Below are 22,298 nucleotides of genomic sequence, written 5' to 3'. Positions count from 1 at the left end.
TCACGTAAACGCGTTACGAATCTCTTCGCGCGCCGCATGGCGTGTGGCATTGGCGACGGTGCCGCGATCCACCAATTTCCCCTGCAACAGCAAATTGTAGATTGATGACTGCGGTCGATTGAGGCGGTTCTGAATCAACTGTATCGCTTCATAACCCAATTCGCGGCAGGGCACGGCGAATCCCGTAATCGGCATTTCAGGTGATCCCTCCAGGCGGCTCGCCAGATCGGTGGTCATCAACGACATATCCTCGGGAACACGTAAACCGCGTGACAGCAATGCCTTTTGTACGCCAGTAATGATCCCTTTACCGCCGGGCAGAATCACATCTGGCCACTGTTCACGGGGATGCGCATCCAGCCAGCGATGCAACGCCGCTTCGGTATCCTGTGATGAGTAAGCTTCAATCACGATCAAATCATGCTGCGAATTAAACGGCATATGAAAGTGGCGATAGGCGTCTTTGATTCCTTCCAGCCGCAGAAACAGTGTCTCACGGCGCAGACAGGTCACGGTCAATACGCGACGATGGCCCTGTTCAAACAGATGCTGCATAGCGCTAAAACCAATCGCACGATGATCGGGAGAGACCGCATCCAGCCTCATATCTTTATCCCGCGAGTTGATCAACACACAGGGCTTATCCAACGATGCCGCGAGACTGAAAATGGCCTGATCGTCGGTGCCGATAATGATGATGGCGCTGATATTTTTTGCGCCGGCTTTCTCCAGAAACAGCTTCACATCGGCGCGTTGCTCCTCCAGCGGACAGTAGCTGATATGCACATCGTGTGATGCACAGGCCTCGGCGATGCCGCGTGTCACTTCGAGATAGAAGTGGTCCCCGCGCGGGGTAAAGGTGCGGGCGGGCGCAAACACCACAATGCCATTGATCAGCAGCCGGCCACTCATCATTTCGTGTAAGACGCCGAGCCGACGTGCGCAATTTACGATGGCATCACGTGCCTTATCACTGGTGTAGGATTTCCCGCTCAATACGCGCGAAACGGTGCTAACCGAGTAGCCGGTTATTGCTGAAATTTCGTCCATTTTGAGCTTGCCAGCCATAATGTGATCCCCATCCCAATCAATTTTTGCAAATTTTTGCAGACGTAGTGGACTGATATTAAGACTGTTTTACATTTGGTTCACAAACATCCGCACCGCTCTGCGAGCATTCTCACAAAAACAGTTTGTCCCCTCCGCCGCGCTTTTTTATGTTCCTCGCAGACACCTCAATAGCGGTCACAGGCGGAGAATCACGATGTTAAAAATTGCGATAGTGGGCATGGGCAATATTGCCAATTCACATATCCAGGCATTTTTGCAGTTTCCTGAGCGCGGCAAAATTGTCGCGGTAGCGGATGTGTATCCGGAAAAAGCGCGCGAGAAATTGCAGCGTTACGGCCTGCACGATGTGCGTGTTTATCGCGATCACCAAGAGATGTTGGCCGAAGGTGCTGACATTGACGTGGTGGATGTCTGCACGCCGCCCTACGTCCATGCGGAGAACACGATTGCGTCGCTGCAGGCCGGGAAACATGTGCTGTGTGAAAAACCGATGGCGGCCTCGCTGGAGGAGTGCGATGCAATGATCGCCGCGCAAAAAGCCAGCGGGAAAATATTGTCGGTGGTGGCACAGAACCGCTTCACTGACGCTTTCTGGCGGCTGAAGGCGGCCGTGGATTCCGGGCTGGCGGGCAAAATTTGTCATGCGCAAGTGGACTCCTTTTGGTGGCGCGGTCACGCCTACTATGACTTGTGGTGGCGCGGTACCTGGGAAAAAGAGGGCGGCGGCTGCACCCTCAACCATGCGGTACACCATATCGATGCCATGCAGTGGATGCTCGGCGCGCCGAGTGAAGTGGTCGCCATGATCGGCAACGTGGCGCACGACAATGCCGAAGTTGAGGATCTCAGCGCGGCTATTTTCCGTTATCCCAACGGCACCCTCGCACAACTCACCGCTTCGGTGGTGCATCACGGTGAAGATCAGAAAATCGTGCTGCAGGGTGAAAAAGCGCGACTCTCTGCTCCGTGGAAAGCGGTGGCTATGCAGGCGGCTGAGAACGGTTTCCCTGAGAAAGAGAACAACCAGGCGCTGGAGAGTGAGCTGGAACGTTTCCATGCGGATACGCCACCGCTCAAATGGACGTTACATGCAGGACAGGTGGATGACTTCTTCTCTGCCATCGAACAACAACGTGCACCGCTGATTGATGGCGAGCAGGGTAAGCGTTCGCTGGAGCTGATCACCGCCATTTATAAATCGGCTATCACTAAAAGCACCGTCTCCTTGCCGATTCCTAAGGATGACGCCTTCTATCGCACCGGCGGGCTGATTGCCCATGCGCCGCACTTCTATGAAAAACAGGCTTCGGTGGACAATTTTGCCGACGTCGATGATATCCCACTGGGCAAAAACTTTGCGTGAGGACACAACCATGAATAAGCAGGATGGCATGAACTACGCGCCACAAGGCAAACCGCAGCCGGTGGTGCAGCCGGGGGAATTTGTGATCGCAGCGGCAGGGCTCGATCACGGCCACATTTACGGCATGTGCAATGGCTTAACCGAAGCCGGCGCCACGCTGAAATGGGTGTTTGATCCCGATCCCGCCAAAGTGGATAAGTTTGTGCAGCAATATCCGCAGGTGCAGGTGGCGGACTCACTGGACACGCTGCTGGCGGACCCGCAGGTTCAACTGGTGGTCGGAGCGGCGATCCCGTCACAACGCTGTGCACTGGGCCTGAAGGTGATGGCAGCGGGCAAAGATTACTTTACCGACAAAGCGCCGCTCACCAGTCTTGAACAGCTGGAAGATGCGAAAGCGATGTGCGCCAAAACCGGACGGAAGTATGCGGTCTACTACAGTGAACGTTTACACGTTGAGAGCGCGGTGTTTGCCGGACAGCTGGTGGAAAGCGGGGCTATCGGTCAGGTGGTACAAACACTGGGCACCGGCCCACACCGTGAAGGCACTGGACGGCCAGACTGGTTCTATCAACGTCGTTATTTCGGCGGCATTCTTTGCGATATCGGAAGTCATCAGATTGAACAATTCCTCTATTACACCGGCAACAGTGATGCCACTGTCGTGGCCAGCCAGGTGCGTAATTTCCGCCATCCGCAACATCCGCAATTTGAAGACTTTGGTGATGCCATGCTGGCCGGAGAGAACGGCGCGACCGGCTATTTCCGCTGCGACTGGTTCACACCAGATGGCTTATCCACCTGGGGCGATGGACGTATGACGCTACTCGGCACCGACGGTTATATCGAGATTCGTAAATATACCGACCTGACACGTGGCGAGCAGGATGTGGTCTACCTGGTGAATAAAGAGGGGGAATTCCGCTATGCCGTGTCAGGCGAAGTGGGTTTTCCCTTCTTCGGGCAACTGATTAAAGACTGTATTCATCGCACCGAACACGCTATGACCCAGCAGCATGCGTTTAAAGCCGCGGAGTTGTGCGTTAAGGCGCAGATGTTAGCCAACGCGGGATAACGCCTCCCTTATTACGTTGATTTCCAATTCTGTTGATAACAACAGCGGCAGGGCATTGCACCTTGCCGTTATTACACCCCTACCAGAACAGGAATCGGATCGATGGTTAAACCTACAGAACGTCGCGTCGGTTATGGCGTAGCTATAGGCTACGGATTAACTGACTTATTTGGCGGCGGTGCCTTTGCGGTAATTGGCACCTGGCTGCTGTTTTTCTATACCACCTACTGCGGATTATCGGTATTTGAAGCCGGTTCGATATTTGCTATTGCCCGCGTGATCGACGCGATATTAAGTCCGATTATGGGTTATATCACCGATAATTTCGGTAATACCTGGCTGGGGCGTAAATTTGGTCGCCGCCGCTTCTTTATTTTGATCTCCTCACCGTTAATGCTGCTGTATGGCGCACTCTGGGTGACGGATATGGGCTATTGGTACTATCTGGGCACTTATCTCACGATTGAATTGCTGTCAGCGATGATACTGGTGCCGTGGGAAACCTTGTCATCCGAGATGACCAACCGATTTAGCGAGCGTACCCGCCTTTCTGGTGTGCGACTGATGTTCTCCGCGCTTGGCAGTTTCCTCGCGGTTTCTGTGCCGGGGGTGATCATGTCCTACACCGGTAAAGATAATGCCATCACCTTTACCCTGACTGGGGTGATTTTCTCGGTGATTTATTGCATCGCCGTGTTTGTTACCTGGCTGACCACCTGGGAGGCAAAGGATATTCAACCGGAGGAGGATGTCGCGCAACGATCCGCGCGAAGCGGCAGTTTGGGTTCGCACCTTAAATTTCTGTTTGTGGATTTGGCGTCGTCATTCAAAATCAAAGCGTTTCGCCAGCATTTGCTGATCTATATCTGCTCATTTACCGCGATGGACGCCTTTTTGGCGGTCTTTACCTATTTCGTGATTTACGGTCTCAAGCAGGATGCTTCATTAGCCTCACTGCTACTGAGTAATATGATGTTTATGTCTATCCCTGGCACCTTTATTTTTATGATGCTGCTGGGGCGATATAACATGACGCCTTCTAATGCGCTGAGGATCTGCTATCTCAGTATCACCGCCATCTTCGTTCTGCTATTTGCTGTCTATTTGTGGCAGTGGCAGATACCGACGCTGCTGTTCAGCACGCTATTTCTCTTCCTCGGGATTGTGCGTGCAGGGCTGTTTTACATCCCGTGGAATATTTACAGCTTTATACCGGATATCGATGAGATGGTGACCTGCAAACGACGCGAAGGCATTTTCGCGGGCGTGATGGTGCTGACGCGTAAAAGCTCGGTTGCCATCGCCATCTTTATGATCGGCATCGTGCTGCAAGAGAGCGGATTCGTGAAGGGCAATGGCGCACAGCCTGAGAGTGCCATTCATGCGATTGTCGGGCTAATGGTGTTCGTCACCAGCGCATTGCTGGCGGTGAGTTTCTGGCTGACCTTTAAGTTCAAGTTGACCCAGCGTAGCCACAAGTTGTTGATCAAAGAAGTGGCGCGCCGCAAGTTGGGCGGCGCCCCCGCGCACTGCGATGCAGAAACCCGCGTGGTGATTAAAGACCTCACCGGATATTCCTATGACGAGGTGTGGGGGGCGGGGCATAAGAAAACAACCAGTGAGCCGGTGATCATTCAGAGCGTTAAATTAAAAGAGTAGGGACATAAAGCAGGGCATCATGCTGCTTAATCAAGCGCTTTTGGGTCGCCATAAATGGCGTAGTGCTTGTCAGTTAAGCGACAGACGATAACGCCGTCTGGGGCCGCACCGGGGCTGGCGGTCCTCGCGCCGCTACGCGGTGCCTTCACTTCACTCGTCTGCCTTACGGACCGGTGCCGATGGAACATCCATGTTCCAGCGCCACCTTTCGCCCGCGTCCTGCGGGCTCTCCTGGCATACTCGCTCAGCTCAGCGCTGCGGAATGCCAGCCCCGGTGCGACCCCAGCCGGCTCATTAGCTTCAGTGCGACTTGTTAAAAAGGGCACATTGTCTGAGGCTATGACGCCTCTGCTGCCCCCTCTGGGTTATCCGCAGCGCTGAGACTTTTACGTTGGGCCAGGAGCCCCACGCGGGGAGGCGTGGGGCAGTTCGCGGCCGACCATGGATGGTCATCCGCGAACGGTCCGTCCGGCACGACGTGGAAGTCGAAGGTACCGCTTTAGCGGCGCGAGGACGGCCCAGAGGGGGCAGTAGTGGCGGCAGAGCCCGCACTGAAAAGACAGGCCACTTATTAATAAGCAGCCTGAGTTCTTAACTGACGAGCATTAAGCCATAAATGGTGACCCTACAACGATCCTGTGCGCACACCTGGCGCATCGTTGCAAATTTTCCGCTATTTGCCTTATGGCTGCTAAGCTTATCTTCATCGCGCCAGCGCACGGAATGTGCGCGATTTCCTCAGATTCAGGCTCAGAGGTTGTGTACAATAGCTGAGAATTTTCCGAAGGAGTTGTCATGCCCGCCATTGAAGTTATTCTCGTCGACCACCTCGATCGTCCCACCGGCAAGATGGAAAAGCTGGAAGTACATGAGAAAGGATTACTGCATCGTGCGGTGACGGTCTACGTGTTCAATTCGCGCCATGAACTGCTGCTGCAGCGCCGTGCAAACGGCAAATATCACTGTGGTGGCTTGTGGAGCAACACCTGTTGTGGTCATCCTTACCCACAGGAGTCGACGCGCGATGCCGCAGAACGTCGCTTGCGTGAAGAGATGGGTATGCAGTTAGCGCTGACCCCTGTATTCGAATTGAGCTACAACCTGCCGCTCAGCAATGGTTTGACCGAGCACGAATACGGTCATGTGTTCTTCGCCATCAGCGATGTTGAGCCGCAACTCAATCCGGAAGAAGCGGATGCCTGGTGCTATCGCTCGATTGCGCAGATTCAGCAGGAAATGCAGGATGATCCTGAGCAGTTTACGCCCTGGTTCCTGCACACCTTCCCACGCATCCCCAATACCCTTGGCGACTTCCGCCTGACTGCATAAAAAAACGCCCCATGCATGGGGCGTCGTCATTCTAGCTAAAGTCTTCCGCATCGACATCGTAGCCTGAGGGTTCCCAGCGAATCGCCAGCAGAGCCAGCAATCCGATCAACGGAGCAAGGAAGATCACCCAAAATACCCCAGTACCAAACGCGGCGACCAGTAGCGGGAAAACAAACAGCGACACGGTCGAACTGCCGCGCATCAGCGTCTGGTTAAAGCCAACGCCGACGCCACGCAGTGAAGCCGGATAGCTCAGTGAAGCGAACGTCATGGTGTGCGAGCCCGGCCCAAATCCCTGACCAAACAGGAACAGCGCCAGCATGGCGATGGCAACGGCGGCCTGTTCACCGCCTTCAGGACGGCCAATCAAAGCCAGTCCGAGCAGTGCAATACACTGGCAGCTGTAACCCACTACGGACATCTTCCAGGCACCGAGACGCGGCACCAGACGCACGGCCAGCAATCCGCCGACAAACGCAAACAGCAGGTTGAGCGCCAGCGACACCAGAATGGTGGTCAGCATCGATTGGGCGAAGAAACTCGAAATGATCACCGGCAGGCCAAACGCCACCGCGTTATAGGCGAACGATGAAGCAATAGAGGTCACCGTGGCTAAAATCGTCCGGCGTCGATAGACACCCTGAAGCAGCGCGCCATAGTTGCGCCAGCTGGCCTTGCGTACCGGTTTGGCCTGGGTTAAATCGGCATCATCCGCCACCTGCGCGTTGATGTTGTAGGAGCGTTGCAGGATCTGTGCTGCCCCCTGCAGGTTGCCCTGATTCGCCGCCCAGACCGGAGATTCACTCATATAACGGCTGCGAATCGCGATGATCAACAACGCGGGAACCGCGCCAAAACCAAGAATCAGACGCCACAGCCAGTCGGTGTGACTCTCCGGCAGCACCGCATACAGCAGTAACACCAGCAGATAGGAAATACTGATTGCCGCATACCAGGTGGGGCACCACATCGCCACACTGGCCGCCTTATTGCCCTGTCCGCGCAGTTTGGAAAACTCCGCCAGAAACGCCATCGCCACCGGCAAATCAATGCCGACCCCCAACCCCATCACGAAGCGCGCACCGCCTAACACATATTCGTTCGGCGCAAAGGCGCAGGCCAGCGCAGCGACCACGAAGAAGAACATATCCGCCATAAAGACGCGGTAGCGGCCGATTTTATCCGTGAGATAACCGCCGATCAGGGCGCCGACAATCGCGCCGAAAGTGATGGCCGAGGCCACCATACCGGTGCCGGTGGGGGTGAGATTAAATTCGCGCGTGACGTCTTTGATGCCAAAGGCCAGTGCGCCGAGGTCGTACGCATCAAGAAACACGCCGCCCAGCGCGATAGCGACCACAATGCGCGCGTTACTGCGCGATTCATTGCTGTTATTGACAAGATTCGACACGTCAGCCGCGCTGCGAATCCATTTTGTTTCGCCTGATGGCGTATTCCCTGCCAGCGCGACGTGCGCCGGAGAAGCTAAGTCGGACATGATGTTATGTATTTTATTGTAAAGAGTGGGCCTATGAGAATAATCCCCAGTCAACGCTTTAAAAATTCCATTTGGTTATAAGTCCTTCGTTACGGTTATAAACAATGCGCAATTCATAGCAGAAAAAGCTCGAACTGCGCGGCTTGACCGCCCCCATCTGGTTTCGCCAGGCTACGCTTGATAGTCACACAGCGAAACATAAGCAGAGGAAAGCGGCATGATTAAGCAGGGTTTATTGGGGATGATCGCGTTAGCGATGAGTGTGGGCGCGGCTAACGCTGCTGATCCGGTCAAGGTGGGATCGAAAATCGATACCGAAGGTTCGCTGCTGGGGAACATTATCCTGCAGGTTCTGGACAAACACGGAGTGAAAACCGTCAACAAAATCCAGCTCGGCACCACCCAAGTGGTGCGCGGCGCGATTACGGCGGGTGAACTGGATATCTATCCGGAATACACCGGTAACGGCGCATTTTTCTTCAACGATGAGAAAGACGCCGCCTGGAAGAATGCACAACAGGGCTACGAGAAAGTGAAAAAGCTCGATGCCGATAAAAACCATCTGGTCTGGCTGACACCCGCCCCAGCCAACAACACCTGGACGATTGCGGTGCGTGGCGATGTGGCGCAGAAAAACAATCTTCACTCCCTCGACGACCTCAGTGCTTACCTGAAAAAAGGCGGCACTTTCAAGCTGGCCGCGTCCGCGGAATTTATCGAACGCAGTGACGCACTGCCCGCCTTTGAAAAAGCCTATAACTTCAAGCTGGATCAATCGCAGCTATTGTCGCTGGCGGGCGGGGATACCGCGGTGACCATCAAAGCGGCGGCGCAGCAAACGTCGGGCGTCAATGCGGCGATGGCGTATGGCACCGATGGTCCGGTGGCGGCGCTGGGTCTGCAAACCCTGAACGATCCTAAAGGTGTGCAACCGATCTATGCACCGACGCCGGTGATTCGCGCCAGCGTGCTACAACAGTATCCAGATATCGCCAACTGGCTGCAGCCGGTGTTTAGCAAGCTGGATGAGAAGACCTTGCAACAATTAAACGCGCAGATTGCGGTTGAAGGTCAGGATGCCGGCCAGGTCGCGCAGCAGTGGTTGCAGCAGAATAAGTTGCTGTAAGCAGTGCCGCCTCTGTTGCTTAGACCGCGCCAGCAGCCGGTGCTGCTGGTGCTTACACTGCTGATCACGCTCGCCCTGTTTGCATTGCCGTTGCTGAGCTTTGCGGCGAATCGTCTGGTCTCGGGGCAGCCGCTGATGCTGTGGCAGGTAGCGCAATCCTGGTGGTTGCTGCTGCCGTTGCTGGTGCTATGGCTGGGATTGTGGTGCCAGCCGCATCGTTACCCTCTGCTTGTGGCCATGCTGGCAGCTGAAGTCATGCTGGCGTTGTTGGTGGGTATCGCCGGGCATGCCGCGAGCGCCCTGGCGAATGGCGGCAGTCCGCTGGCGCGTACCTCGTTGGGCAGTGGTTTATGGTGTGCCGCCGCGCTGGCGTTACTCCTGGCGGCTGAGGTCATCCGCCAACTGGCTGCCAGCACGCCCTGGCGCATTCTGCTGAATCTGCAAATCTGGCTGGTGCCGCTGGTATTGTTGCTCAGCGGGCACCTCGATCACTTATCTCTGTTAAAAGAGTACGCCAACCGTAAGTCGGTGTTTGATGCGGCCTTTAGCCAGCATCTGCTGCTGTTGGGTGGCACGCTACTGCCGACATTAATGCTTGGTGTACCGCTAGGGTTGGTGATTGCCCGACGGCCACACTGGCAAAGTGCCGCCTTCAGCGTGTTAAACCTGATTCAAACCATTCCTTCTGTTGCACTTTTTGGTCTGCTGATCGCGCCGTTAGCCGGTTTGGCTTCTGCCTTCCCGGTGCTGGCGAGCTGGGGTATCAGCGGAATTGGCACCGCCCCGGCGCTGATCGCTTTGGTGCTCTATGCGCTATTGCCGTTGGTGCGCAGCGTGGTGGCCGGATTACAGCAAGTGCCACAAGAGGTGCGTGAAACCGCGCGCGGTATGGGGATGAGTGCGCTGCAACAATTCTGGCATGCAGAACTGCCGCTGGCGCTGCCGGTGTGGCTATCGGGTTTGCGCGTGGTGGTGGTGCAAACCGTGGGGCTGGCGGTGGTGGCAGCGCTGATTGGTGCCGGAGGATTTGGCGCGATTCTGTTTCAGGGATTACTGAGTAGCGCACTGGATTTGGTCTTGCTGGGCGTGATTCCGGTGGTGGCGCTGGCGGTGATGTTTGATGCCGCGTTGCGTTTACTGTCGGCACTGTTGGAGAGGTCACATGATTGAGTTTCACCAGGTCAGCAAAGTGTTTGCTGGCAAAACGGCGGTGCGAGATCTGACGCTGCATATTGAGAAAGGCAGTTTTACCGTATTAATTGGCACGTCCGGCTCGGGCAAATCCACCACCCTGAAGATGATTAACCGGCTGGTGGAACATGACAGCGGTGAGATCCTGTTCAACGGAGAAGCCATTGAGCGTATGGATGCGCGCGCCTTACGCCGCCGTATCGGTTATGCCATCCAGTCTATTGGGCTGTTCCCTCACTGGAATGTGGCGAAAAATATCGCCACCGTGCCCGCTTTACTGGGCTGGCCGCAGGCGAAAATTAATCAGCGCGTGGAGGAGTTGCTGGCATTGTTGAATCTGGACGCGCATCTGGCATCACGGTTTCCGCATCAACTCTCTGGCGGACAGCAACAGCGAGTCGGGGTAGCGCGTGCGCTGGCTGCCGATCCGGAACTGTTATTGATGGATGAACCCTTTGGTGCACTCGACCCGGTGAATCGTCAGGCACTGCAGCAGGAGATGCTGCGTATTCAGAAGCTCTCGGGGCGAACCGTGGTGCTGGTGACGCATGACATCGATGAAGCTCTCACGCTGGCCGATCGGTTGGTGCTGATGGACGGTGGAGAGATTGTTCAGCAGGGCAAACCCATCGAACTGTTGACGCAGCCGGCCAATGATTTCGCGCGTGCCTTCTTTGGCCGCAGTGAGTTGGGCGTGCGATTGCTCGCGTTGGGACGCGCAGGCAGTGCGGCTCGGCGAGGAGAGTGGCTGGAGGGCGAACCGATTGCTGCGGCACTCACGCTGCGTGAAGCGTTGTCGCAATTTATCGCCCGACGCACAGATAAGTTGCCGGTGGTGGATCAGCATCAGCAGCCGCTTGGTGTGCTGCATTTCAGCGATCTGCTACGCCAGCGGGAGGCCGGTTAATGCGTCTGTTGCGCGATCCACTCTACTGGTTGCTGGCCGCGTTTTTGCTGCTGCTGTGGGGATTACCGCACAGTGGACCGCTGTTCGCCCACTGGTTCCCGCAGCTGGATCGGCCGCTGTATCAGCAGGAGAGTTTTTGGCAGTTGGCGTTGGCACATCTTTCATTGGTGTTGAGTGGCAGCATGCTGGCGCTGGTGGTCGGGGTCGGCTGTGCGGTATTTGCCACACGTCGCGCCGGACGGGCTTTTCGTCCGCTACTGGAGACGTTAGCAGCAGCCGGGCAAACCTTTCCACCGGTGGCGGTGTTGGCGATTGCGGTGCCGGTGATGGGTTTTGGCGCGACGCCCGCGATCATGGCACTGTTCCTTTACGGACTGCTACCCATTCTGCAGGGCACGTTAGCGGGATTAGACAGCGTGCCGGCCAGCAATCGCGAAATCGCTATCGGGCTGGGCATGGGGCCCTGGCAACGTCTGTGGCAGATTGAACTGGCGCTGGCGGCTCCGGTGATCATGGCCGGAGTGCGTACTTCGGTGATGATCAACATCGGCACGGCGACCATTGCGTCTACCGTGGGCGCGGAGAGTTTAGGCTCGCCGGTGATCATCGGACTCAGCGGCTTTAACACCGCCTATGTCATTCAGGGGGCCGTGCTGGTGGCGTTACTGGCGTTAATCTGCGATCGCGTATTAGAGCGCGTGCAGAGAACACTCAGTGGCTGGGAAGGATAAGGCTGTAACCAACCAACATCATGCCGCCCATGCCGCCAATGGCCATCACGGCAAACAGGGTGCCGATGAAAATTTTATTCCAGTTCATAATGGAAACCTGAGTAAAGTCATGGAGTGCGGCATGATAGCGCGCACATCCGGCGAGGCAAAGGCCGAGTGTGCGATTTTTCGTTAAGCGGGATCGTGGATGTGGATGGAAAATCCTTGCGCCTGCCAGTGTTCAAACTGCTCTAACTGACGGCGCGTCGGCTTTTTACCTGTCCAGATAAACAAATTTTGGCCGGGAAAAAGCTCAGGACGCGGCATATCCAGCGGTTCGGCTAACACATCCATGCGCCAACCCTGTTGCGATAAGCGCCAGGCTTCCAGCCAGATGCGTGTGCGATCTTCGACACCCCAGCCAATCATTAACGCATCTTTGCCGGCTTTTTTCCGTCCACTCGCCAGGCAAAAGGTCACGTAATCTATCAACGCACCATCCAGCAGGCTGCACATGGTGCGCGCGGTGTTTTGGTCGAGCCCAAGGCGTTGACGCACTGGCACAAAAATGTGATCGATCAACGCATCCACCGGATGTTCGCGGCCAATCGTGGCGATTTTAGTGCGTAATTTAGCGGGGCGAACATGTCGCAGCACGCCCATTAACTCTTCCTGCAGCGCGCTCCAGCCATCATGCGCATTCACGGTTTCGCCTTCCAGCAAGGCTTTGACCTTACCGACAGGCACACCACTCTCTATCCAGCGTTTGATCTCTTCAATACGCTGAACATCTTCGTCATCAAACTGACGATGTCCGCCTTCGGTGCGCTGGGGTTTAAGTAAACCGTAACGGCGCTGCCAGGCGCGCAGTGTTACCGGGTTGATTCCACAGCGCTCGGCAACATCACCGATACTGTATAAGGCCATAGCGTCCTCAAAAATTCTGACCTGCATTACAACACCTTAACCGTCACGCTTGGGTTGTACAACTCTTTTGTTCCTGTACAACTTGACCCAGTGCACGATTTCAGGTTCTATCTCATTATTGAGATTTAATTCCCATAAATGAGAGGTGACGATGTCTGTGTTAAATACGGAAGACCGACTGGCCGCCCGACTGGCCGAGTTGCGGGTACAACGTGGCTGGTCGTTAGACGAGTTGGCAATGGCGACAGGCATCAGTCGTGCGTCATTGTCGCGCATTGAACGCGCCGAAACCAGCCCGACAGCCGCTTTGCTTAACCGACTGTGTGTGGCTTACGGCTTAACCATGTCGCGTTTGCTGAGTGAAGTGGAAGAAGAGTCGGCGCTGCTGTTGAAAGCCAGCGACCAGACGGTCTGGCACGATGAAGCCAGCGGCTATCAGCGTCGCAGCGTGTCGCCACCTGCCAGCCAGTTCAAAGCCGAAGTGGTGGAGTGCGTGCTACAGCCCGGTGCGCGTATTGAGTACAACGCGCCCCCGGTGCAGGGACTGGAACAACACATCTGGCTGCAATCTGGCGAGTTGACGTTCACCATGGATGAACAGCGTTGGACTTTACAGGCGAGTGACTGCCTGCGCTTCCATCTCACGGGGAAATCCTCCTTTGAAGCGCATCCTGAAGGGGGCGCGCGTTACCTTTTGGTGGTGTGTAAGCCATGATTGAGATCGAACAATTAAGCGCGACGCAAGCCCAACCTCTGTTGGCGGCGTTAACCGATGTGTTGCAAGGGTGCGTGGCAGACGGCGCCAGCGTGGGATTTATTGATGCAGCCGATCGTGGTGCGATGGAGCGCTTTTGGCAGGATAAGATCTTCAGCCTGGCCAGCGGCGATAATCAACTGCTGGTGGCCTGGCAGCAGGGCGTGATCGTGGCAACGGTGATGGTGGGATTCAGTGCGATGCCGAATGGACGCCACCGTGCGGAGATCAGCAAACTGCTGGTGCACCCTGATGCCCGGCGCCAGGGGATTGCCCGTCGCTTGATGCAGCACGCCGAGCAGTTGGCCACAGGGCAGGGTAAAACGCTGCTGGTACTGGATACGCGCAGCGGCGACGTGGCAACCGATCTCTATTTATCGATGGCATGGCAAATCGCGGGATCGATTCCCTATTATGCGGAGTCGACCGAAGGGGCTCTGGATGCAACGACGGTGATGTATAAGTGGGTCAAATAACGGGGTGAGAGGGTCAGACCGCAGTGATCTGCACCATCTCAGTGCGCGCCAGCTGCCTCACCCAGCCCCAATGCCTGCATAAACAGCCGGATAATCGGATTAATTTTCCGGCCTTTCTTAATCAGCAGGCAGAAGGGATTTTCACGCCGCACTGATTCATCACCCAACTCACAGAGCTGACCGCGTGCAATAAAGGGCGCGGCATAATGCTCCGGCAAATAACCAATAAAGTGACCGGTTAAAATCAGCATCGCGACAGATTCAACCTGCACGGCCTGAGCACCGCTGTCCTGCAACGGAATGATGCGGCGGTCATCACGCGGGGTGACATATAAATGATTAATAATCTTCTGCTCACGTAATGTTTCCACTGATACTTTTTTATCACAAGAGCCAGAATATAAAGGATGTGACATGGAGCAATATAATTTTGAATATTCTTTATAAAGTGGGAAGTAATCAAAATCATTTTTCATTTCATAAACAGGGGCGATGCCGCAATGAAAACGCCCTTCACTGATACCGCGCTCAATATCATCTAATTGCGCGGTCTGTAATCGAATCTGTACTTTTGGTGCATTCTGGTGCAGTTGCTGCACCGCATCGGTGACCGGCGATTGCGGGTCGGAGATCGTGTTATCCACCACACAAATGGCGATATCACCCAGCAACTCATTACGGCTGTTGTGCAGGCGCTCACGGAACAGATTCAGCGAGACAAACAGTTCAAGCGTGGCCTGATAGACGTTGATACCGTACTGCGTCAGCTCAAAACCTTCGCGCCCACGGCTGCACAGCGTCATGCCGAGGCGAATCTCCAGGTCGGAAACTTGTTTGCTGATCGCCGCCAGACCAATATTCAATTCGTGACTGGCTGCAGTTAATCCACCGGCTTCCACCACGCACTTAAATACCCGCAGTAATTTTAAGTCGATATTACTCAGTGCCAGAACCGCATTATCGCCGCGATGATTCACATTGTTTCCTGACTGGGAAACTTTACTTTCCATCTTTGCTATTCAACTCCGGAATAATTGCGGTGAAAGTACAGTGAACCTGAAATATGACGTATTTACCAGCTTGGCAATAAAATAAGTTTTTATTATCGCTGCTGAGATATCCATATTTTTTTCATATCGCTGAAGATTATCTGTAAGGGGAAATAGCATGTCTGATAATGCCGAACTGTTATGGGGCGCGCGTTTTAAAGCGGCACCAGCGGCCAGTTTAACCGCGCTCTCACGTAGCCCGGATTATTACTTTGCCTTGGCACCTTACGATCTGGCGGGCTGCCGGGCACATGCACGTGAACTGGCACGCGGTGATCTGCTGAGTGCCGACGAACTGAGCACCATGCTGGCGGCGATAGACGCGCTGGATGCGGATTACCGTGCGGGAAATCTGCATCCCATCGCGGCGGATGAAGATGTGCATACCTTTATCGAACGCGCACTGACCGAGCGTTTAGGGCCACTGGGCGGCAAACTGCGTGCTGGCCGTTCACGCAACGATCAAACCGTTAACGATTTACGCCTCTACCTACGCGATAACGGTCGCAAGGTGGTCACGGCGCTGCTGGCATTGCAGCAATCGTTGGTTGAGCAAGCCGCCCAACACACCAACAGCGTGGCGCCGGGCTTCACCCATTTACAGCAAGCCCAGCCTATCGTCTTCGGCCATCAACTGCTGGCGCATGCGCAATCGTTCTCTCGTGATATCGAACGTATGCAGGATTGGGATCGCCGTAGCGCACGCTGCCCATTGGGTGCCGCGGCGATGGCGGGATCGGCAATTGCGCGCCAGCCAGAACAGGCGGCCGCCGACCTCGCTTACCTGGCACCTTGTGAGAACTCGATTGATGCCGTCGCCAGCCGCGATTACGCCGCAGAATTCCTGTTTGTCACCAGCATGATCGGCATCAACCTGTCGCGTCTGTGCGAAGAGGTGTGCATGTGGGCCTCACGCCAGTTCCGCTGGGTCGAGTTGCACGACAGCTACGCCACCGGCAGCTCAATCATGCCGCAGAAGAAAAACCCCGATATCGCTGAGCTGACACGTGGTCGCTCAGGCCGTTTGGTCGGCAACCTGATGGCGCTGCTCACCACCATGAAAGCCATGCCACTCTCCTACAACCGCGATCTCAGTGATGACAAGCGCAACGTGATTGATGCCGTAGACACGCTGCTGCTGGTACTGCCAGCGATGGCGGGCATGATGTCGACGCTGAAATTCAACACCGATGTGATGCGCGATCAGGCACCCGATGGCTTTACGCTGGCGACCGAAGTGGCCGACTGGCTGGCGATGCGCGGCGTGCCATTCCGTGAAGCGCATGAAATCACCGGTCAACTGGTACAGCTGTGCGAGCAGGAAAATTGCGGCTTGTCCGATCTGAGCGATACGCAGTTGCAGGCGGTGGATGCGCGTTTAACGCCGGATGTGCGCAGTGCGTTGACGTTAGAAGCAGCGCTGGCGGCCCGCAGTGGCTACGGCGGCACCGCTCCAGCACGTGTGCGCGAGCAACTGGCCCGCCTGCAAACCCTGATGCAGGACCAGCAGCGCTGGACCGAAGATTACGCTGGCCCGCGTGCCTGAGGAGTCATCTATGTCGCAATCCACCCCGGTAGAACCCAGCCTGAATAACAGTCGCGAGCAGATGCACTACGATCTTGACCGCTATCAGGTGGTGCCGCGTCGTTACTACGGCCGTATCACCGCCTCCGTCGTCATCCTGATCCTGCTGGCGCTGCTGGTGAATGCCTTCGCACACGGCAATATCGAATGGTCGTTTGTCGGCCAGTTCTTTACCGCGCAGGCCATCCTCAACGGTGTGGTTAACACCTTGATCATGTCCGTGCTGGCAATGGGGCTGGGCGTGTTGTTCGGGGTGATCACCGCGATCATGTATATGTCGCCGAACCCGGTGCTGCACTACATCGCGGTGGGCTACGCCTGGATTTTCCGCGGCACGCCGCTGATTCTGCAACTGCTGCTGTGGTTCAACCTCGCGCTGGTGTTTCCCACTATCAGTATTCCCGGCGTGTTCAGCGTGCAAACCGTCACCATCATGACGCCCTTTCTGGCGGCGTTGCTGGGCCTGAGTATCAACCAAGGGGCTTACACCTCGGAAGTGGTGCGTGCCGGTTTGCTGTCGGTGGATACCGGGCAATACGAAGCCGCAAAAGCCATCGGGATGCCACGTCTGCAAGCGCTGCAGCGCATTATTTTGCCACAGGCGATGCGCGTGATACTGCCGCCCGTGGGTAACGAATTCATCAGCATGATCAAGACCACCAGCCTGGCGAGCATGATCCAGTACTCGGAACTGCTCTACAACACGCAAACCATCTACTTCGCCAATGCGCGCGTGATGGAGCTGCTGTTCGTGGCGGGCATCTGGTACCTGATTGTGGTGACCGTGCTGTCATTTGGTCAGAGCCAGTTGGAACGCTACTTCTCACGCGGCCATCGCCAGCGTCAGTAATTGGGAGTGAGACATGAGAAACATCGTGCGCGCCGTCAAGGTGAACAAATATTTCGACCAGTTCCACGCCTTGAAGGATGTCAGCCTTGAGGTCAATTACGGCGAGGTGATGTGCATCCTCGGCCCATCGGGATCGGGTAAGAGCACCTTTTTACGCTGCATCAATCAGTTGGAGAAGGTCGATCAAGGCGGAATCTGGGTTGACAACGAACTGGCGGGTTATCGCATTGCCGGCAACAAGTTACATGCACTGAGCGACAAGCAGATTGCACGTCAGCGCCTGCAAACCGGCATGGTGTTCCAGCGCTTCAACTTGTTCCCGCACAAAACCGCGCTGGAGAACATCATCGAAGGACCCTGCCGTGTTTTGCTGCGTCCGAAACGTGAAGCCAGTGAAGAGGCCATGGCACTGCTGGATCGGGTGGGTCTGGCGCACAAGGCGCATGACTATCCGCAATCGTTATCCGGTGGGCAGCAGCAGCGGGTGGCGATTGCCCGCGCACTGGCAATGAAACCGAAACTGATGCTGTTCGACGAACCCACCTCAGCGCTGGATCCGGAAATGGTCGGTGAAGTGCTGGCAGTGATGCGTCAGTTGGCAAAAGAGGGCACCACCATGCTGGTGGTCACGCACGAAATGGGCTTTGCCCGTGAGGTGGCTAATCAGGTGGTGTTTATGGATGAGGGACGAATTATTGAGCAGGGCGCACCAGAAGACATTCTGCTGAACCCGCAGAACCCACGGATGAAAAACTTTATAAACGCGATTCTTCTTTAATGTGACCGGGGTGAAAAACATGAAAAAGCTGTTATTGAGTGCCATCAGTGCTGCTGTGTTGCTGCAATCTTCTGCCTGGGCAGATATCGCTGTACCTGCGGCAATCAAAGAGAAAGGGCTAACGGTCGCGATTATGCCGAACTACCCGCCAATGGACTTTAAAGATCCGGCAACCAATCAGCTCACCGGTGTCGATTACGATCTCGGCCAGGCGATTGGTGAAAAGCTGGGCGTAAAGATCAACTGGCAAGAGATCGCTTTTGAGCAGATGGTTAACGCCGTGGTCACCAAACGCGTTGATCTGGTGATGTCAGGCATGACTGACACCAAAGAGCGCCAGAAGGTGGTCAACTTCATCGACTACTTCAAAACCGGTCCACAGTTCTACACCTTGAGTTCTCATACTGAGATCAACAGCGCGATGGATCTGTGCGGTAAGAAAGTCGGCACCAGCCGTCGCACCACCTTCCCGCAAGAGATTGCCAACTGGTCGAAAGCACACTGTGAAGCCGCAGGTAAACCGGCAATCGTGGTGGTGGGCGCAGAAGGCACGGCAGATGCGCGTACTCAGCTGCGTCAGGGGCGTCTGGATGGCGCAGTACAGGGTAGCGAAACCCTGCCGTACATCATGAATCTGGAAAAAGGCACCTTTAAGCCACTGGATAAAGCCTTCTCCTTCCAGTACACCGGCATGGCGATGGGCAAAGATGCCACCGAGCTGACCACAGCGATTCAGGCCGCGATTGACGCCATGATTGCCGATGGTTCGTACCAGAAGATCCTCAGCAAATGGGGCCTGAGCGATAACGGTATCGATAAAGCGATGGTTAATCAGGGCTAAAGGAGCAAGCAGATGCAACAACCGGGCGCAGTGCGCTGGCCGCAGGGTAAACGCGGCTGTATGGCGCTGGCGTTTGACCTTGATGGTCCCACTGGCGATGCCATGTTGAATGGCAGCCTGTGGTCAACGCCAGAGTATTTTACCTTTGGGGCTTACGGGCCATACCGCGCGCTCGGGCGTCTGCTCGACCTGCTGCGCGCCTTCAATCTGCCCGCCACCTTCTTTGTGCCAGCATGGGTGGTGGAGCAGTGGCCGCAGCAGTGTCAGGCGATTATCGAACAGGGCCACGAAGTGGCCTATCACGGCTACCGTCATGAATCCTTCTGGGCTATTTCACCGGAAGAGCAGCGGGCGGTGATGGTGAAATCTGCTGAGATTTTTAAACAGCATCTGGGAATTACCGCCTGTGGTTTTCGTACTCCCTCAGGTGACTGGCATGCAGAAACACCACAAATTTTGCGTGAAGCGGGGGTGATCTACTCCAGCAGCATGCGCGGTGATGATCGTCCCTATGCGATGCCCGTCGCGGGCCATACGCCGTTGGTTGAGATCCCCGGCAAGTGGGAGATGGATGACTATGCCTCGCTGGCCTATACGCGTCAGCCTGATTTCCCAAAAGGCGGCGATCGCATCGCCAGCTATGCCCAAACGCGCGATAACTGGCAGCGTGAGTTCGACGGCGCGATGGATGAAGGCTTGTGCCTGACCACGCTGTTCCATCCGAAAATATCCGGTCAGCCGGGGCGTATCCTGCTGCTGGAACAACTGTTTGAACATATGACCGCCCGTGATGACGTGTGGTTTGCGCGCTGTGACGCGGTGGCGCAGTGGTATTTGCAGGAGCAACAGCATGACTGAATCTTCTCGCTGGCCGCTGGGCTTCCAGTCGGCCGCGGTTCTCACCATCGATTTCAATGATATCCACGGCATTCTCACGCAGGCACCGGCTGTTGCCGGGCGCGATAAAACCCTGTCAGTGTGGCGCTATGGCACGCTGCGCGGTGTCGATCGCTTGCTGGCGCTGCTGGCGGAAAAGCAGCTGAAAGCCAGCTGGTGCCTGCCCGCGATTGTCGCCGAGGAGCAAGCGGAACTGCTGCAACGTATCGTGGCGGAAGGCCATGAAATTGCCTGTAGCGGTGATAGTCATGAAGATTTCTCGCAGCTGACGTTAGCGCAGCAGATCGACAGCGTGGCGCGCGGCTGCGACAAACTGGCACAGCTGACCGGCAAACCGATTTTAGGTTTTCGCACTCCAGCCGGGCAGTGGAAACCGGGGCTGGCAGAAGCGCTGGTGGCTCAGGGGATTCGCTGGTCATCCAGCTGGCGTGGCGACGATCTGCCGTACTTCCATCCCGGCACTCGCTTAGTCGAATTGCCGATGCACTATACGCTGGAAGACGAACCTTACTTTGCTTTCAACCTCAGCCCGGCGATTCCACCGGGGCAATCGCGTATTGCGCCCTATGCTGAGACGCTGGCGAATATGACGCAAGATTTCCACGGCTTCCACCGCTTTGGCCTGTGTTATCTGCTGCGCCTGCATCCGGAGATTATGGGTACCGCTGGACGCATCAGCTTGCTGCGTGAATTGATCGATACTCTACAGCAGCACAACGTGTGGATCGCCACGGCCGAGCAGGTGGCTGCACACTGGCAATCCCAGCCAGGGAACGATATCTCGCATCCTGCGGAAGTCTTCACTCGCATTACTGGAGGTGCCCATGGCTTCAACGCTTGAACAACTGGCCGCGTTTATCGCCACCACCGAGTTTGAGCAACTGCCATCCTCACTGGTTGAGCAAGCGAAGCGTCACCTGCTCGATACCTTTGGTGCGTCGCTGGCGGGCACGGACAGTGCCATCTGGCGTGACTGTCTGGCATTAGTCTCTGAAGAGGGCGGCAAGGCGCAGTCGGTGGTCTGGGGCAGTGATGCACAGTGTTCACCGCGTCAGGCGGCCTGGCTAAACGGCGTGGCGGCGCACATGTATGAGCTGGATGACACTGGCGGCTGCGATCACTCAGGTGCGGTGGTGTTGCCCGCCTTGCTGGCGGCACTGCCGCTCGCTACACATCCGGTGGAAGGCCGGGCGCTGATCGTTGCGATGGTGATTGGCTATGATGTGGGACGTCGGGTGTTGGAAGCCTGTGGGGGTTACTCTGCGCACAATGGCGCGGGTTGGCACTCAACGGCCAGCTGCGGAGTGTTTGGTGCGGCCGCCGCCGTGTGCAGCCTGTTGCAGCTGGATCGTCAGCAGTGCGCCTCTGCGCTGGGTATTGCCGCCAGTTTTAGCGGCGGTCTGTGGGGCTTTATCCACGACGGTTCACACACCAAAAAATTGCATGCTGCGCGTGCGGCAGAAGGCGGCGTACAGGCTGCGTTGCTGGCACAGCGTGGCATCAATGGGCCATCAGCGGTATTTGAGGCGAAATGGGGCGGATTTTTACAAACCCTGGCGCCAGAAACCCAGCAGCCCGCCGCGTTAACTGCCGATCTCGGCAGTGTGTGGAAACTCGCACGCTGTTCAATCAAGCCTTATGCCTCCTGTCGCGGCACCCATGCGGCGATTGATGCGTTAGGCATCTTGCTGTCTCAGCATCAGGTGCGTGTCGAGCATATCGAACGCATTGTGGTGGGGCTTAATCCGTTCCTGCTCGATATGTGTGGCGGACGTGAGCTGGAAAGCCTGGCCAGTGCGCAGATGAGTTTGCCGTATGCGCTGGCGGCACGTGCACTGTATGGTTCTGCCGAACTGGGGAGTTACGATGATGCGAAGCGCCTGCACCCTCAGGTGGCCGAATTCATGACACGTATCGTGCTGGAGATTGATGAACAGCAGGGGCGCGATGATGAACCCTGGGTGCGCATTGAAACCCAGCACGGGGAGCAGTGGCAGCATCATGTTGCTGTTGCCTCTGGCGCACCGGCCAATCCGCTGAGTCTTGAAGCGTTGCTGGCGAAATACCGTAGCTTAGCGGGGCGGGTGTTGCCGCTGGAGCAGGTTGAGCAGTTGGAGATCCTTTGTCTGGATCTGGACGACGTGGCGGATGTGCGGGAAATGGTGGCGTTATTGGCTGCGGGTTGATCAGCTTCCCTCACCCCAGCCCTCTC

At 56.1% G+C, this 22,298-nt stretch carries 21 protein-coding genes; 17 read left to right on the top strand and 4 right to left on the bottom strand.

What is annotated here, in order from left to right; all coding sequences use genetic code 11:
• Positions 1-1,068: a LacI family DNA-binding transcriptional regulator gene (locus LK04_RS12695; protein ID WP_039331043.1), complete on the bottom strand. Its 1,068-nt coding sequence runs from the start codon at positions 1,066-1,068 to the stop codon at positions 1-3.
• Between the two features lie 196 nt (positions 1,069-1,264).
• Here LK04_RS12695 and LK04_RS12690 point away from each other — a divergent pair, with 196 nt between their 5' ends.
• From LK04_RS12690 to idi, 4 genes are all read left to right on the top strand, one after another.
• Entirely contained in the window at positions 1,265-2,434 is a 1,170-nt protein-coding gene (locus LK04_RS12690) for a Gfo/Idh/MocA family protein (RefSeq protein WP_039331041.1), read from the top strand.
• A 10-nt stretch (positions 2,435-2,444) separates the two neighbouring features.
• On the top strand, positions 2,445-3,509 hold the full coding sequence (locus LK04_RS12685) for a Gfo/Idh/MocA family protein (RefSeq protein WP_039331039.1): 1,065 nt from the start codon (positions 2,445-2,447) through the stop codon (positions 3,507-3,509).
• A gap of 102 nt (positions 3,510-3,611) precedes the next feature.
• The gene (locus LK04_RS12680) at positions 3,612-5,168 is read left to right on the top strand and encodes an MFS transporter (RefSeq protein WP_039331037.1); all 1,557 of its coding nucleotides are present in this window, start codon (positions 3,612-3,614) and stop codon (positions 5,166-5,168) included.
• A 795-nt stretch (positions 5,169-5,963) separates the two neighbouring features.
• Positions 5,964-6,497: an isopentenyl-diphosphate Delta-isomerase gene (gene idi, locus LK04_RS12675; RefSeq protein ID WP_039329650.1), complete on the top strand. Its 534-nt coding sequence runs from the start codon at positions 5,964-5,966 to the stop codon at positions 6,495-6,497.
• Between the two features lie 31 nt (positions 6,498-6,528).
• Here the strand turns inward: idi and LK04_RS12670 are convergent, their stop codons facing one another.
• A complete protein-coding gene (locus tag LK04_RS12670; protein ID WP_039329648.1) occupies positions 6,529-7,995 on the bottom strand; it encodes an MFS transporter in 1,467 nt (488 codons plus the stop codon).
• 217 nt (positions 7,996-8,212) lie between these two features.
• Here LK04_RS12670 and LK04_RS12665 point away from each other — a divergent pair, with 217 nt between their 5' ends.
• The 4 genes from LK04_RS12665 to LK04_RS12650 are packed head-to-tail and all read left to right on the top strand — an operon-like array spanning position 8,213 to position 11,950.
• Entirely contained in the window at positions 8,213-9,121 is a 909-nt protein-coding gene (locus tag LK04_RS12665) for an ABC transporter substrate-binding protein (RefSeq protein ID WP_039329646.1), read from the top strand.
• A gap of 3 nt (positions 9,122-9,124) precedes the next feature.
• Entirely contained in the window at positions 9,125-10,291 is a 1,167-nt protein-coding gene (locus LK04_RS12660; protein WP_039329644.1) for an ABC transporter permease, read from the top strand.
• Entirely contained in the window at positions 10,284-11,219 is a 936-nt protein-coding gene (locus tag LK04_RS12655) for an ABC transporter ATP-binding protein (RefSeq protein WP_039329642.1), read from the top strand. Before LK04_RS12660 ends, LK04_RS12655 begins: the two co-directional genes overlap by 8 nt.
• Positions 11,219-11,950 carry an ABC transporter permease gene (locus LK04_RS12650; protein ID WP_039329640.1) on the top strand — a complete coding sequence of 244 codons (732 nt, stop codon included), beginning with the start codon at positions 11,219-11,221 and terminating at the stop codon, positions 11,948-11,950. Before LK04_RS12655 ends, LK04_RS12650 begins: the two co-directional genes overlap by 1 nt.
• 171 nt (positions 11,951-12,121) lie before the next feature.
• Here LK04_RS12650 and LK04_RS12645 read toward each other — a convergent pair whose 3' ends face one another.
• A complete protein-coding gene (locus tag LK04_RS12645) occupies positions 12,122-12,856 on the bottom strand; it encodes a MerR family transcriptional regulator (protein ID WP_039329653.1) in 735 nt (244 codons plus the stop codon).
• 151 nt (positions 12,857-13,007) lie between these two features.
• Between LK04_RS12645 and LK04_RS12640 the strand changes: the two genes are divergently transcribed.
• A complete protein-coding gene (locus tag LK04_RS12640; RefSeq protein WP_039329639.1) occupies positions 13,008-13,571 on the top strand; it encodes a helix-turn-helix domain-containing protein in 564 nt (187 codons plus the stop codon).
• Positions 13,568-14,086: a GNAT family N-acetyltransferase gene (locus tag LK04_RS12635; protein WP_039329637.1), complete on the top strand. Its 519-nt coding sequence runs from the start codon at positions 13,568-13,570 to the stop codon at positions 14,084-14,086. Before LK04_RS12640 ends, LK04_RS12635 begins: the two co-directional genes overlap by 4 nt.
• A 38-nt stretch (positions 14,087-14,124) precedes the next feature.
• On the opposite strand, the gene LK04_RS12630 is transcribed toward LK04_RS12635, so the two are convergent.
• Positions 14,125-15,096 (bottom strand): LysR family transcriptional regulator, encoded by a 972-nt coding sequence (locus LK04_RS12630; RefSeq protein ID WP_039329635.1) that lies wholly within the window; start codon positions 15,094-15,096, stop codon positions 14,125-14,127.
• A 157-nt stretch (positions 15,097-15,253) separates the two neighbouring features.
• On the opposite strand from LK04_RS12630, the gene argH reads away from it, so the two are divergent.
• From argH to LK04_RS12595, 7 genes are read left to right on the top strand one after another with little or no spacing between them, the layout of a single operon-like run.
• Positions 15,254-16,681 (top strand): argininosuccinate lyase, encoded by a 1,428-nt coding sequence (gene argH / locus LK04_RS12625; RefSeq protein WP_039329633.1) that lies wholly within the window; start codon positions 15,254-15,256, stop codon positions 16,679-16,681.
• 10 nt (positions 16,682-16,691) lie between these two features.
• Positions 16,692-17,570 carry an amino acid ABC transporter permease gene (locus LK04_RS12620; RefSeq protein ID WP_039329631.1) on the top strand — a complete coding sequence of 293 codons (879 nt, stop codon included), beginning with the start codon at positions 16,692-16,694 and terminating at the stop codon, positions 17,568-17,570.
• A 13-nt stretch (positions 17,571-17,583) separates the two neighbouring features.
• Positions 17,584-18,348 (top strand): amino acid ABC transporter ATP-binding protein, encoded by a 765-nt coding sequence (locus tag LK04_RS12615; RefSeq protein ID WP_034820986.1) that lies wholly within the window; start codon positions 17,584-17,586, stop codon positions 18,346-18,348.
• A 19-nt stretch (positions 18,349-18,367) separates the two neighbouring features.
• Positions 18,368-19,189, top strand: coding sequence for an ABC transporter substrate-binding protein (locus tag LK04_RS12610; protein WP_039329652.1), 822 nt, complete (start codon positions 18,368-18,370; stop codon positions 19,187-19,189).
• A 12-nt stretch (positions 19,190-19,201) separates the two neighbouring features.
• A complete protein-coding gene (locus LK04_RS12605) occupies positions 19,202-20,047 on the top strand; it encodes a polysaccharide deacetylase family protein (protein ID WP_039329628.1) in 846 nt (281 codons plus the stop codon).
• Positions 20,040-20,927, top strand: coding sequence for a polysaccharide deacetylase family protein (locus LK04_RS12600; protein ID WP_039329626.1), 888 nt, complete (start codon positions 20,040-20,042; stop codon positions 20,925-20,927). The genes LK04_RS12605 and LK04_RS12600 overlap by 8 nt, the downstream gene beginning before the upstream one ends.
• Positions 20,911-22,272, top strand: a complete 1,362-nt coding sequence (locus tag LK04_RS12595) for an MmgE/PrpD family protein (RefSeq protein WP_039329624.1) — start codon at positions 20,911-20,913, stop codon at positions 22,270-22,272. Before LK04_RS12600 ends, LK04_RS12595 begins: the two co-directional genes overlap by 17 nt.
• The last annotated feature ends 26 nt before the right edge of the window (positions 22,273-22,298 follow it).

This window comes from Pantoea vagans (genome assembly GCF_001506165.1).
Classification (GTDB): Bacteria; Pseudomonadota; Gammaproteobacteria; order Enterobacterales; family Enterobacteriaceae; genus Pantoea; species Pantoea vagans_C.
The sequence above is the reverse complement of the archived record's forward strand: the minus strand, read 5'-3'. Positions and strand labels throughout refer to the sequence as shown.